This is a genomic window from Vibrio sp. 10N.222.49.A3 (genome assembly GCF_041475145.1).
Taxonomy (GTDB): Bacteria; Pseudomonadota; Gammaproteobacteria; order Enterobacterales; family Vibrionaceae; genus Vibrio; species Vibrio tasmaniensis_A.
In genome coordinates, this window is sequence record NZ_JBFRVM010000015.1 from 89,207 (window position 1) to 103,032 (window position 13,826).

The following is a 13,826-nucleotide window of genomic DNA, read 5'->3' on the forward strand; positions in this document are numbered from 1 at the left end:
TAAGCTATAAGCTATAAGCCACAGCACTTTTTCTGAAATAGAAACGATAATAGCCAACCAAGTTACTGCAGATAAATAGCGCTTCCATCAGTACAGCAGTTGGAGAACCAACTAAGTAATTGTGAACCAACCAAAAGCTAGTTCCGATGATCATCAACTCTCTTAATCGACGGTCATCTTTATTGAAGGCTGCAAAGGTTTGAAATACGGAAGCAAAGCAACTCAATATGCTAGTGAGCCCCGAGTAAGTCACAACCGTTGCGACTACTGACATGGAACTGAACAAATATTTAAATTTGGGTGACGTAGAAAACACGCTCGTCAAATATCGAATGGTCGCGATGATCATCAAACTTACCGCCGTCCATTGTTCGAGCAAAATGAAATGACTAGAAATAAGAACGCCTGCAAAAAACAAGCATGTGACGATTTTCTTCCTCTCTTTAAATTGAAAAGACAGAAGATCGAAACAAATAGCAATTGCGACTAATACCTGAGAAAGATAAAAAGCTGACACGATTATTCCTTAAGTAGTGACCTAGCAGATTTAAATTATGACGTTGCTGTTTTATGAATGATATTGAAGTTTAGACTTTTAAAGTACCACTGATTACGGTGGTTGCAGACCCTATCAGTTTTATACGACCGTTCGGTAATAGCTCTGTCGATACATACCCACCGCGGCGCGACGCTTGGTAAGCATTGAAATGCGCTTTGTTTAGTTTCTCGGACCAGTATTGTGTGAGAGCGCAATGCGCTGAACCCGTAACGGGATCTTCGTTAACACCCACCCACGGCGCAAAATAGCGCGAAACAAAATCAAGCTCAGAGTTCGACGACAATGCTGTCACAACAACGCCTCGACCTTTAATACGCTTTAGAGCATCAAAGTTTGGTGATAAATCTAATAAAACTTGTTCGCTGACAACCTCAATAAACTGCTTGGTATCGAACTCACTGTATGACACGACTTGGGCTTCACACAGTCCTAAATATTCAAGCAAATCTTTATTAGCATCCAATCCAAGATCAAGCACAGTACTTGGGAAGTCAAGCTCGATTGTGGAGTCACAAACTGTGGCAGATAGCTCCCCTGAAAGCGTATCAAACGTCACAACCTCACCCACATTGACTAACCCTCTTTCCTTCATCACATGCGCTGTTGCCAACGTACCGTGACCGCATAATTTGACTTCAACTTCTGGTGTGAACCATTTCAACGTCATCGTATTGAGGGCTAAGAATGCCGTTTCTGATACTGCCATCTCTTCAGCAATCGAATACATCAACGACTCTTCTAAAGGTTCTTGTGAAATACAAACCCCTGCAGGGTTTCCTTTAAAAGCTTGAGTTGTGAACGAATCCACTTGATATATCTCTAAATTCACAATGGCTCCTAGCGCTGATATTGAATAGACATTGCAGCCTACAATAAGCACAAACACCCCGTGCTACAAGTGTTCAACAGCAACATTATTAATACTTATTTAAGAACTAAGGAATGATAAACAAACAGTTATGAAAAGAATTGGTGGATTAAGCTGAGGGTTTAAAATCGGGCAGATAAGAGATAAAACGTATCAGCGCTGGTAGGAAACAAGCACACATTCGCGGCACATAGGCATTGTATCGTGCCACAAACGTGAGGTTACTCAGCAATGGTAACTTTATTGAATCTACTGACGTACCAGAGCAGATTTCACAATGGTCAAGCCAAGCAGACCCAACATAACTCCTGTCACTTTATCAATATAGTAAGCAGCGCGCGTAAACTCTTGACGCACTTTAGGCGTCGATAATAGGAAGATGATCGCCGCATCCCAAATAAAGACAACCACCGTCATCCAAATACCTAGGCCTAGCTTAAACATGAAGCTAATGTCATTGTTCAACACAACCGTGAATAAGCTCAAATAGAACAATAGGTTTTTGGGATTAAGGATTCCAGATAGAAAACCCGTGGCGAATTCATTAAGAAAAGTCGTTTGGTTGAAGCTATCTCTTTCGGAAACATCCATATTACTGTAGTTACATTTCTTCGCTCTTATCGCTTGAACAGCAAGATAAACAAGAAATACACCACCAATTATCTTAAGTGCAATCATAACGGAAACGGATGCCGCTAGGATCGAGCCGACACCAACCAAACATAAAGCAATATAAACCGCATTGGCACTGGCAATACCGAATGCAACGCCGAGTGCTTTTCTACCCTTATTTTTAACAGCACTCTTTACCACAATCACAAAATCTGGTCCGGGGCTCAATAGCGCCAAAAAGTGAGCAATCGCCACGGTAACAAAAATCCCAACTAAACCTGCATCCATAAACCAACCTCCTGTCGTTCAATTAATGCCCTACTATTGCATAACTAACGAAAAAATGCTCAAGTAGATGAATATATATTTGCTAGCAACCTAATAATCAAACAAATCCCGTGTTTTGTCGTGCCAAATCGGAAGTAGATGAGTCATTCGTGCACTTATTCAGGCGTTCGTCGGTCAAAGGTTGATATCCCCTTGATTTAACATAATGATTTTGTGCTCAAAGCTTACTTTTAGTTCCAATTAGGTCATAGGATTTTCACACCTAGATGCATTGCGTTAGGTTGAACTGAAATTAGAGACCTCAATTTGAGCTATGTCGCAAAATTTGGGCTACGATTTAGTTAAGCAAAGTAGGAAAGGAATCCGTCAGTGAAAGCATTTTATGTTTCAGTTCTTGCGTCATCATCCTTTTTAACTGGCACAGCGTTTAGCCAACAAAATGATATTTATCTCTACAATTGGGATGAATTTCTATCCAATAGTGTCGTGACCCAACTAAGTGACACGTACGGCATTTCTTTGAAACAGCAGTTTTTTTCTGATGAGTCGATCAGAGATGAAGTGCTATTAAGCGAACGTCGTGGCGCATTTGAGCTAGTCATTATAGAAAGTGTAAAGCTCAATGCGTTAGCCAAGCAGAACCTGTTTCATAATCTCAGTGAGTTACAACAATCCATTGCTGGTAACATAGATTCACGGTGGGTTGATGGATGTGGCGAGTATGGTATTCCCTACGCTTGGGGGACTGCGGGAATCTTATATCGCAGTGACAAACTAAACGCTCCCACCTCTTGGAACGCTATTCTCGAACCAGACACGAACAGCAGTGGCCGCATAAGTATGTATTACGAACCTACGGATTTGGTGAGTACTGCACTGTTAGCAAATCAATTTGATCCATTCACCAATAATGAGCAGGAACTTCGCGTTGCCTATAAAACCCTGCAAGCTCAAAAGCCTCACCTAGAAAGCAACGAATACGTCATCGACTATATTCGCCAACCCGAACGTCTTGCTAACATCGACCTTGCCTACGGTTATTCTGGTGACAGTTATGTACTCAATGATTTGGAGCCTGATGCCTCTTGGTCCTACGCTGTGCCTCAAGAAGGCACCACGTTATGGTTAGAGTGCATTGCTGCGATTAATAACGGAGAGTTGTCTGCACAAGCAACAACGATTCTATCATTCTTGTCGCAACCCGAGATCGCCGCTCAAAACGCAATGGATTCATGGTTTGCAACTCCAAGCTCAAAAGCAAAAGCCTTAACAACGCAAGAGTACCAAAATGATCCGGAGCTTTTCCCTAGCAAAGAGGTTTTAGAACGCAGCTATCTGTATCAGCAACTCGAACCCAATAGCATTCAAATTCGTAACCGCATTGTCGACAGTTTGAGATAATTAATGCCAGTATTAAAGAAGCTCTACTTTGTGCTCATTCCTACTTTATTGTTCGTATTTGCAATAGGCGGAATGGTTACTTACAACTTAGCCTCTAACCACGCGAAACACATGTACTTAGACGAAGTACAATCTGATGTGAACACCGCGCTCGTGGCGGCTGAATACGAGCAACTTGGTCTATCTTTGCTTGTAAAAGATATTGGTTCATCGCTACAGTTCTTGCGATATATTCAAAACCCTAGTGACTACACAACCTTGTCCTTGCTGGAAAAAAGAGTGCTTCGCGTCTTAAACCAAAGTCACGTTAATCAGTTTGGTCAACGTAACATCTATATCGTTGACCCTAAGTTCCAGTTAACGCTATCTACGTTACGAGCAGACCCTTTCGAAGGGTTAAAGATCCCCGATAACATCTATGAAAAAATCTTCGATATCTATACCTCGTTAATCAATAAAAACGAGCTGTCTCATAAAGGCTTCTCATATATCTCTGTGAGTGGTGAACTTAGATACGCTTACGTTATTGCAATCGACCCTTACTTGCTCCCACAAGACAAACGCGCAAACGACAGCTTAAATCGATACATACTGATTGCAGATGGTCCATTAAAACAACTATCCAACTTACTAATAAAATACAACGATGATGACAATATGCAGCTTCTGATTGAGCCATCATCGAATACTGCACACATAGAGAATACGCAGTTTGTTATCAAATCGTTTGAACAAACCAAAGACAGAATCAAAGTTGAGATGAACAGCCGTCACTTCCTCGCTCAAGTTAATATTCGCGAAAAAAAATTCAATCAGGAAAAATCTATCATTGCTAAGCAGACCTTACTTGGCAGTTTGACGACACTATTCATTATTATGCTCATCGTACACATGGTGGTGCGCTACCAATTAGTACGTCCGCTCAAAGAGCTACTACACGAGATATCGATTGGCGGACTTAAACTGAGGTATTTCAAACGTTCATCCGGGCACAGTGAAATTGATGGTTTGAAGAACGCTTACATTGATTCACTCACGGAATTAAAGTTCGAAGCTGAATTTGATCAATTAACTAAATTAGCCAACCGACGTTCGTTCATCCGACACCTCGATGTGCGTCTAAAAAGCTCGATAAGCCCTCATTGCTATCTGGTTTGCTGGGACATTATCGATTTCCGTAAAATCAATGACTTATATGGTACAAAAGTAGGTGACAATGTACTCGTTAGTCTGGCCAAAACACTAAGAGAAACCCTGCAGAATCAACAATCCTCTTTTGGCTTCAGTTGCAGCGACTATTCAGTTGCAAGGCTAGGAGGAAACCAATTCATTGCCATATTGGAAATGGGTGAGCACCAATCAATAAACGAAGAAATTGAGAACATTAACAACACCCTAACGGGTACGACTTTCCTAGATTACTACGGATTCAGGCTTTCAATTGCAACAGGTGTACTACCCGTCGATACCCCTAAGTTCGAGGAGATATGGCACCGATGCATCGATGAGATGCTTATTAATGCCAAAGCGCACAGTGATGGAGAAAGCCGAATCGTTTACGGAGAAGAACTACTTCATTCACTAGAAAGACATGACGTTATCGAAAAAAGGCTATTGGAGTGTTGTGAAAGCGACAACTTTGAACTTCGCTTTATGCCCATCTTCAATGCTCAGACCCTGCAAATCGATGGCGCTGAATGTCTCATTCGCTGCCCTGCACTGTTTGACATTAAAGCGGGTCCAGATGAGTTCATTCCAGTCGCGGAGAGGAGCAATCTAATATCCAAACTCGACATGTGGGTCATTAGTACCGCAATAAAAAGCTATAAAGAGCTCTCTGAAATTCACAAGTACACAGGTAGCTTATCAATAAATATCTCAGCGATGGAACTTTACAATCGTAACTTTGCCGACAATATTCGAAAGGTAATCGAGCGTTATCAAGTACCACCAGCCAACATCATTATAGAAATTACCGAAACCAGTTACGTTAAAAGCAGTAAACTTACAGTGCAGACTATCGAAAGTATCAGGAGCTTAGGTTTAAAAGTGTCTCTTGACGATTTCGGTACAGGCTATACAGCTTTTAACCAACTTCTTCACTACCCTGTCGATGAGCTTAAAATTGATAAAAGCTTTATCGATAATATCGTCGACGACAAAGCTGACCGAAAGATGGTCGAATCCATGGTTAACTTAGGGCACTCTTGTGACACCTTCGTTGTTGGTGAAGGTGTCGAGTCTCTCGAACAATATCATCACCTTAAAAAAGCCAACTGCGACCTAATACAGGGTTATTTTTTCAGCCAACCACTCACTTACATTGAGTTCATTGAATTTGTTCGTGACCACAATCCGCAGACTATTCTGGATCAACAAGCCCTTTTAGAACCAAGCTCTAACGAAAGGATTGTGGCACTCAATCAGAAACAGTAGTCGTATTCCGAAAGCATGACTACTTAATAACCACGACCAAACCTTGTAGAAGCTTAGCCTTGCATCGAGGTCAACAGTTCCATCATGTCTTTAGAGCTTATGTTCTTCTTGTGCCTCACTACGGCGTCAATCATTAACTCTAAGTTACCTGCAGAGATGTAATCACTAAGGACGTCGTTAAACTTGTCCTGAATTTCGTCACTCGCGTACAAATGATCAGGAATGAAGAATAAGAACTGGCTTCCACTGCTTCGGAATGAAATGGTGCTTTCAGGGATCTTGGTGGTCAAAGACTTAGCAGCCGAGCTCACCACAAGGTCCCCATATTCAAGGCCATATTTTTGATTAATCTCAGTAAGATTTCTGATTCGGACAAAATAGAGATCAAAGTTTTTGTCCTTCGAGTAGCTATTCTTAACAAATTTCATCAACGAAATTCGATTGCGAAATCCTGTAATAAAATCCGTAGAGTAGAGCTTTCTTTTAATAGAAAAATCCATATAAAAAATAATCCCAGTCAATAACAAGATGCCAACAAGAAAAACGCTACTGATCCGATGAACGGTAACCAAGTTATCAACCATTGAGGTGTTTTCTTCAATCACAGGGCTTTGTAATCGAAACTTGTCATTAATAAAATCGACGAGTGTGTGGTAGCAAATATCGACTTTTTTCTGCAGAGATTCCTTGGGCAACAACCCTTGGCTGACCAGTTTAATTGAGGATTCCAAGCTCTTAAATTTATCAAATTCCGCACTAAAATAAGGTTTAAAGTTTGCTGACTTGATGAAATTGGAGGACTCAGTACTGTTAATTAATATGTCAAAACGGCTCCACGTAATATCGTACGCTAACCATAACTCATCATAATCAATAGTTTCAGAACGGCTTACCATCAAGAAATTGGCGTATTCTTTCACCAATTGAAAAACGAACCACGTTGCCTCATTTTGTCGGGTAGAAAAACTCTTATTGATATCGTTAATGCGGGTCACACTGTAGATATTAATGGTGAGTACCACTGCCGCTAAAGATAACACGACGACTTTAATTGCAGTCAATGACAACAGCTTTTTCATACTAAGCCCTTACAAATGAATATCGCGTATCTGCCAGATCATCTTGGCATGGAAGTCAGTGTTATCAATGTCTGGAGTCGAAGAAAGTGGATATATCAACCAGTACGGACCTTTTTCTCTGACTGACATAAATTGGCCATTCTGTTTAATCGCAATAATCGGCTGGTAGTCGTCAAAGTCTTCTTTGGGCACCGCTATTTTATAGTCGTTTAGTGCAACAAAAGTTACCTGCGAGGCCATGGGTAAATCCATAGTTTCAAGCACCGTTTGTAAGGCCACACCACTATAAACCAATTCACCATCCAGCCAAGGTAATGACGTGGTGATTTCTTTTTGAGGAAGCAATAACAGCTGTTCTCGACTGAATTGATGCTTTTGCCCTAAGTGATCGAATATTGTCAGTTCCGATGCTGCAAAAATAGAAAATGAACACAGTGAAAGGATAAACAGAAGTGCAGCTCTCATTTTAAACTCCATTTTAAAAGGTCACTAATTTGAGTCTAGTTCATATTAGTCATTTGACTTGCTTAGACATTGCCTATTTTCTCAATGATGCAGTTCGAACCTTTCTCAAATAATGTTTCATTCCTGTAACTAGGTGCGAACAACACCTTCTCCTTGTCTCAATAAGACTTTAATTAGCGTTCATACAAGTAATCCCTGCGTTTTAAAGGCAATGAGTAATCCAATCTTGCCACTGAATACGTACTGACTAACAAAATTGACAATAAATATGAGTCAGTAAGTAGCGAGAACGCTTATGCATGCATAACCTTTACACCAAGGTGAGTGTTTTCTGAGGGTCATCAAGCACTCGCTCTTTTCTTCAATAAGGGAATACGTAATGAGATTAAATAAGCAAAAGTTTAACCCCATAACCGCACTTTCCATTCTGCTAATGACGGCGGTCATGAATCCAGTTTACGCAGAATCCAACGACGAGCAGTTCGAGTTAGGAAAACAAAAAGCCAAGGTGTGTATGACCTGTCATGGCGTTGATGGTATCTCAACACAAGACCCTTACCCGAACCTTCGCGGTCAAAAAGTGGGATACCTCATCTCTTCACTGAAAGATTATCAGACAAGGGAAAGAACCAGTGGTTTGGCGATTCTCATGCAGCAACAAGCCGACACACTTTCAGATCAAGACATCCGAGATATCTCCTACTTCTATTCAATGCTCGGCAAGGAATCAAGTTCAGTTAGCGACTCAAAAACAGACAGCAAATCAAAACTGTAGGCAAGGAGCCTTGTTATGGAACAAGTGACAACGCAGTACAGCATCAAGGTCGTGAGATACTTTATCATCGCCTCTTTAATCTGGGCGATTGTGGGGATGATCATCGGCGTGATCCTCGCCGCTCAATTGTATTGGCCTGTGCTCAATTTCGATTCTCAATATTTCCAATTTGGTCGTCTTCGCCCTCTGCATACCTCAGGCGTTATTTATGGGTTTGTGGTGAATATTCTAATGGGGACTTCACTCTACATTGCCCAACGAACTGGCCATTGTGAGCTGTTCAATAAAAGCCTGTCGTGGATGGTCTTTTGGGGGTGGCAACTTATTCTACTGCTCGCGGTCATCTCCTTGCCTGGGGGCCACACCAGCTCAAAAGAGTATGCGGAACTTGAATGGCCAATCGACTTAATGATTGTGCTGGTTTGGGTACTCTATGCAGTGTTGTTCTTTGGCACCCTTGCCAAGCGGAAAGTGAGCCATATCTTCGTGGCTAACTGGTTTTTTGCTGCTTTCATTATCGTTGTTGCCATGATTTTCATTGTGAACAATCTTGCGATGCCGGTCTCTGCCATGAAGTCCTACTCTGTATTCGCAGGTGCTCAAGATGCGATTGTTCAATGGTGGTGGGGACATAATGCCGTTGGTTTCTTACTGACCGCTGGTGTGATTGGTATGAACTACTATTTCATACCTAAAGCGGCGGACCGACCTATCTACTCATACCGTTTGTCTGTGATCCATTTCTGGGGCTTGGTCGGCTTTTACACGTGGGCCGGAACGCACCACTTAGTCTACTCTTCCGTTCCCATCTGGATTCAGAACATCGGAATCGTGATGTCATTGATCCTGTGGCTCCCTTCCTGGGCTGGTGCTTTCAATAGCGCAATGACCCTTCTACAAAACAAAGAAAAGCTGAAGTCCGACTACATTCTTTTATTCTTTTTCTCAGCAATTCTTTACTACTGCTTGGCAACATTCGAAGGCCCGTTACTTGCTATTCGCTGGTTCAACATGGTGGCACACAACACCGAATGGATAATCGGCCACGTACATTCCGCAGCACTCGGGTGGGTTGGAATGTCAGGGATAGCGGTTTTTTACTACTTCATTCCACGCTTATGGGGCCAAACCAAACTTTGGTCACGACGATTGATTAAGTGGCACTTCTGGCTTGCTCATGCTGGCGTCGCCATTTATGCGATTGCGCTTTGGGTCGCGGGTATCGGTGAAGGTTATATGTGGCTCGCTCAAAATGAAAATGGCGAACTGATATACAGCTTTGTAGAGGCTATGGACTTTAAAGCACCTTGGTTGTTCTTACGATTCTTTGGTGGTGCGCTGTTTGTTCTGGGTTTATTCCTAATGGCATTTAACTTATTTAAAACCGTTCGTATGCCAGTAGCACATAACGCTAAACACGCCGTTAATGAGGGGGCTTAAATGATGAGTAAAGACTTTACACATTCAATCGTCATTTTAATTTTGACCACTGTTGTCGTCGCTTCCTTTTCTCTGTTGGTTTGGGTAGTGCCTAGCATTGTCCGTGGAGACGATATTGCCAAAGGCAGCTTAGCGATGCCGCTCACACCTCTTGAGTTAGCAGGACGAGACATCTACATCAGTGAAGGCTGTCATGTGTGTCACACTCAAATGGTTCGCCCTCTAGAGCCTGAAGTGAAACGTAATGGTCGCCCAAACAAAGAAGCAGACGACATCTACGAATTTCCTAACTTGTGGGGTTCTAAGCGTACGGGGCCTGACCTCACTAACTTAGGAAGAAAGTATTCTGACCAGTGGCATGCTATTCACTTAATTGATCCTCGAAAAGTCGTACCGACATCGATCATGCCCGCCTACCCTTGGTTATTTGAACAGACTCTGTCAGGCGACGACATAAGCGAAAAAATGGAAACCCTCCGCATACTTGGCGTTCCTTATACTGACCAAGAAATAGGTGACGCCCGATTACAAGTAAGAGGAAAAACCAAAGGTGAAGCTCTGATCCGCTATCTACAAAGCCTTGGTAAAGATACGTCACAGGAGGTATCACAATGAGTGCATTTTGGAATCTATGGGCGGTAATTTTAACCTTAATCTTTTTCGTTCTTATTGTGTCTGTTGTCGTTAAATATTGGCGTAGCAATCACCAAGCCGATCAAGACCACACCCTTGGCACTTTTGATGGCATTGAAGAAAAAGATGCGCCACCGCCAAAACTACTCTTTGTCAGCTATGCTATTGCATTTCTATTGTCTGCTGGTTATTTGGTGCTCTACCCCGGGCTTGGTGAATGGGAAGGGTTAGTCGATTGGAAGCAAAGTGACGACAAACTCAGCTCACCCAGCACAACGTTAAACGAGCAATTATCTCAAACAACGGAAACCTCCCTCGAAGGATTGTCTGGCATACCCGAAATAGTAAACAGCGGACAAATCTTGTTCCAAACTCACTGCGCGGCTTGTCACCGCGATAACGCTCAAGGTCAGAAACACTTCCCTAACCTTATTGACCAAGAATGGCTATATGGTGGTAGTGATGAAGCGATCATTCATTCGATCGCCAAAGGGCGAAATGGCGCGATGCCGGGTTGGAGCGAGATAATGCGCCCCGATGAAGTGGCTAAGGTTTCTTACTACTTAGCTTCGCTCAATCAACGCCATACCGATGTTCCAGAAGTAAAAGTTAAAGTCGGCAAAGAGCTGTTTGCAAAATATTGTTCATCTTGTCACGCCGATGGTTCTATCGCGAATCCGGCGATCGGCGTCCCTGATCTTTCCGACGATATTTGGCTGCATGGCGGCAGTATTGAAGAGATTCAGCACACTATCAACAAAGGCTTGAACAACCTGATGCCTGCGTTTGATAAACAGCTTACGGAGAACGAGATACTCGCACTGGGTGCTTACATTCGACATGCGGGCTCAGAGCAGCAGCAAAGACTCGCGAACCTAGAAGCTCAGTCTGTTGAACGTGGTGAATACCTCGCTTATGCCGGTGACTGTGTCGCGTGTCATAGTGCCGAAGGTGGCGAACCTTTTGCTGGCGGCCTGCCGTTTGTGACCCCTTTCGGCACCGTATATTCAACCAATATTACCCCCCATACAACGGAAGGTATTGGTACTTACGATTTTGATGATTTCCGAGCCGCGTTAGTTGCAGGTAAAGGTAAGAATGGTTACCTGTACCCTGCAATGCCTTACACCTCTTATCAATACCTCACCGACCAAGACATGCTCGATTTGTGGGAATACATGCAGTCAATCACCGCGGTGCCGCGCCGCAATGACGACAACAGCATGATGTTCCCATCGAATATACGTCTAGGTCTGCTCGGGTGGAACATTGTGTTCATGGATACCGACCCGATTGACTATCAAGTGCCCGAAGAGCTTAAAACGGAAGTCGAAAACGTTGAGAAATGGCAACAAGGGAAATATTGGGTTGCTGGTCTTGGACACTGCTCTGAGTGCCACACCCCGCGAAACATTGCTCAAGCTCTGATACCTGAACGTATTTTCCAAGGTAACCTGATTGACGGTTGGAATGCGCCCGATATCACGGCAAACGAACTTTATGTCGATGGTTGGGATGAAGCGACACTGACTGATTTCTTACACACGGGTCACTCAGACAAAGGGACTGCCTTTGCTGGCATGGCTGACGTAGTGAAAAACAGTCTAAGCCTGATGACGCGTGAAGATATCGAGTCGATGTCCTATTACCTACTCAGTGGTGACATCAACAACACCATCAGCAGTGACGTGGTTCCGTTGCAACCTAAAGGGTTTGATGAAGACTCTTACGCGACTGACATTTACACCACTTATCGCCAGACATGTGGAGCCTGTCATGGTGACGATGGTAAGGGACGTGACCCTATCGCCCCTACTCTGTTGAATAACGGCATCATCATGCACAGCGATCCATTCAACACCATCGCAGTAACCGTGCGTGGCCTGCAACCCACCTATCTCGACAAAGACAGAAACTTCATGCCAATGGCAAGCTTTGAAGATGTGCTGTCGGATCAAAGGTTGGCTGAGTTGATCACCTTCGTGCGATTGCACCTTGGAGATAGAGAGGAACCAGTAACGGCAGAGCACGTTCGAGAGGTAAGAGAAACTCTTGAAGCTGCAGGTTACGCAGGAGGGTTACACACCACACCTGAAATGTACGAAAGTCGAGATAAGAACATCAACATTCGTTAGTCGACGAACAAACCATGCAGGAGGTCAAATTCAGGCCTCCTGCTTTTTATTAATAGAGCAGTTTTTAATAGAACGGTCTCCAATACAACTGTGCTTGAGTACAGACGAGTTTTGATACAACCGTGTTTTTGATATTCTAATTACACCCAATCTCGACACTTTACCCACCAAACTTTTTAACTAACTGATTACATAATAAAGTCAATTCACACATAATGAGATCGATATCCCAGAACAAAGATGTGACTAAGTGCATAATCTTCATTATTTTATAAAGATGTACTAAGGGACCGTCTATGGATACAACAACTCTCATCTACGATACATTGGAAGGATTATCGAGCGCAGAGCCTCAACAGCACGCTCAAATTCGCCAAAATCTATACAACCAATTAGATCTATCATTTGAGAAGCAGTTAGCCTTGTATTCAAATGTCCTAGGACCAGCCAGTGCAGGCCGTTTAACCGACCTTGAAAGTGCTGTCACTTCTGCATGTAAGATTGTTGGTTTGAAGAAATAACCAGCCTTGATACTCAGTATCTCTTTCTAAAAAATTAAAACGCTGCGAATCCGCAGCGTTTTTTGTTTTCCCACCGCAAGTACTTCCATACATAGACCTAACTCCCAGCTTCTAATTTCTACCGGCTAACAGCCAAACCGTATTGATAACGGTTCTCGATAAGTCCAATTCGCTCTGTTTTTCAAGTTACACGCATTCTCATTTGGTTAATCTTATGTTCCATTTTTAACAGGTGTGCAACCTCAACAATGGCGCTAATGTTAGTAGCACGTTAACCACACATCGGATGGAAGAATCATGAGAGTACTTATTGAATATACACAAACAGGCAAATACCGTGATCATGCGTGGGAAGCACTAACTATTCGTTCCAAGGGCGAAGTTCAAGCTGTGACTCCCTCTTATGCGGCTCAACTTATCGAACAGAACCGCGCCAGCTTATCGACTACCGAAAATCAAGATATCGTCATCCAACCATAATGAGTTTAGGAACTATCCCTCCCGGTTCTTAAATTCTCTGCTTTACTCGCTTTAGTTATCAATACGATACTGAGAAAAACAGAGTTTGATGACATAAAAAAAACGCTGCACGGATGCTAATGCCGTTCACTTAA

At 42.9% G+C, this 13,826-nt stretch carries 13 protein-coding genes; 8 read left to right on the forward strand and 5 right to left on the reverse strand.

Annotated features, from left to right (window positions below; translation table 11 throughout):
- Nucleotides 1–4: 4 nt before the first annotated feature.
- The 3 genes from AB4589_RS01805 to AB4589_RS01815 all read right to left on the reverse strand — a co-directional run bounded on the left by AB4589_RS01805 (nt 5) and on the right by AB4589_RS01815 (nt 2,327).
- Entirely contained in the window at nt 5–517 is a 513-nt protein-coding gene (locus tag AB4589_RS01805) for a YgjV family protein (RefSeq protein ID WP_372099157.1), read from the reverse strand.
- Nucleotides 518–587: 70 nt separating this feature from the next.
- Nucleotides 588–1,388, reverse strand: a complete 801-nt coding sequence (locus tag AB4589_RS01810) for a PhzF family phenazine biosynthesis protein (protein ID WP_371694498.1) — start codon at nt 1,386–1,388, stop codon at nt 588–590.
- 288 nt (nt 1,389–1,676) lie between these two features.
- Nucleotides 1,677–2,327, reverse strand: a complete 651-nt coding sequence (locus tag AB4589_RS01815) for a LysE family translocator (protein ID WP_269335111.1) — start codon at nt 2,325–2,327, stop codon at nt 1,677–1,679.
- A gap of 369 nt (nt 2,328–2,696) precedes the next feature.
- On the opposite strand from AB4589_RS01815, the gene AB4589_RS01820 reads away from it, so the two are divergent.
- Entirely contained in the window at nt 2,697–3,728 is a 1,032-nt protein-coding gene (locus AB4589_RS01820) for a PotD/PotF family extracellular solute-binding protein (protein WP_372099158.1), read from the forward strand.
- A gap of 3 nt (nt 3,729–3,731) precedes the next feature.
- Nucleotides 3,732–6,164 (forward strand): putative bifunctional diguanylate cyclase/phosphodiesterase, encoded by a 2,433-nt coding sequence (locus AB4589_RS01825; RefSeq protein WP_372099159.1) that lies wholly within the window; start codon nt 3,732–3,734, stop codon nt 6,162–6,164.
- Between the two features lie 53 nt (nt 6,165–6,217).
- Here AB4589_RS01825 and AB4589_RS01830 read toward each other — a convergent pair whose 3' ends face one another.
- Nucleotides 6,218–7,243: a diguanylate cyclase domain-containing protein gene (locus AB4589_RS01830; RefSeq protein ID WP_004730440.1), complete on the reverse strand. Its 1,026-nt coding sequence runs from the start codon at nt 7,241–7,243 to the stop codon at nt 6,218–6,220.
- A 9-nt stretch (nt 7,244–7,252) separates the two neighbouring features.
- Nucleotides 7,253–7,720 (reverse strand): hypothetical protein, encoded by a 468-nt coding sequence (locus tag AB4589_RS01835; RefSeq protein ID WP_012600765.1) that lies wholly within the window; start codon nt 7,718–7,720, stop codon nt 7,253–7,255.
- Nucleotides 7,721–8,087: 367 nt separating this feature from the next.
- On the opposite strand from AB4589_RS01835, the gene AB4589_RS01840 reads away from it, so the two are divergent.
- The 6 genes from AB4589_RS01840 to AB4589_RS01865 all read left to right on the forward strand — a co-directional run bounded on the left by AB4589_RS01840 (nt 8,088) and on the right by AB4589_RS01865 (nt 13,692).
- Nucleotides 8,088–8,483, forward strand: coding sequence for a cytochrome c (locus AB4589_RS01840; RefSeq protein ID WP_371706972.1), 396 nt, complete (start codon nt 8,088–8,090; stop codon nt 8,481–8,483).
- Nucleotides 8,484–8,498: 15 nt separating this feature from the next.
- Nucleotides 8,499–9,923 carry a cytochrome-c oxidase, cbb3-type subunit I gene (gene ccoN / locus AB4589_RS01845; RefSeq protein WP_372099160.1) on the forward strand — a complete coding sequence of 475 codons (1,425 nt, stop codon included), beginning with the start codon at nt 8,499–8,501 and terminating at the stop codon, nt 9,921–9,923.
- Nucleotides 9,924–10,538 (forward strand): cbb3-type cytochrome c oxidase subunit II, encoded by a 615-nt coding sequence (locus AB4589_RS01850; protein ID WP_065679411.1) that lies wholly within the window; start codon nt 9,924–9,926, stop codon nt 10,536–10,538.
- A complete protein-coding gene (locus tag AB4589_RS01855) occupies nt 10,535–12,691 on the forward strand; it encodes a c-type cytochrome (protein ID WP_372099161.1) in 2,157 nt (718 codons plus the stop codon). The genes AB4589_RS01850 and AB4589_RS01855 overlap by 4 nt, the downstream gene beginning before the upstream one ends.
- A gap of 296 nt (nt 12,692–12,987) precedes the next feature.
- Nucleotides 12,988–13,212, forward strand: coding sequence for a PAS factor family protein (locus AB4589_RS01860; RefSeq protein ID WP_017111922.1), 225 nt, complete (start codon nt 12,988–12,990; stop codon nt 13,210–13,212).
- A 297-nt stretch (nt 13,213–13,509) separates the two neighbouring features.
- Nucleotides 13,510–13,692, forward strand: a complete 183-nt coding sequence (locus AB4589_RS01865) for a hypothetical protein (protein WP_017102586.1) — start codon at nt 13,510–13,512, stop codon at nt 13,690–13,692.
- Nucleotides 13,693–13,826 lie beyond the last annotated feature (134 nt).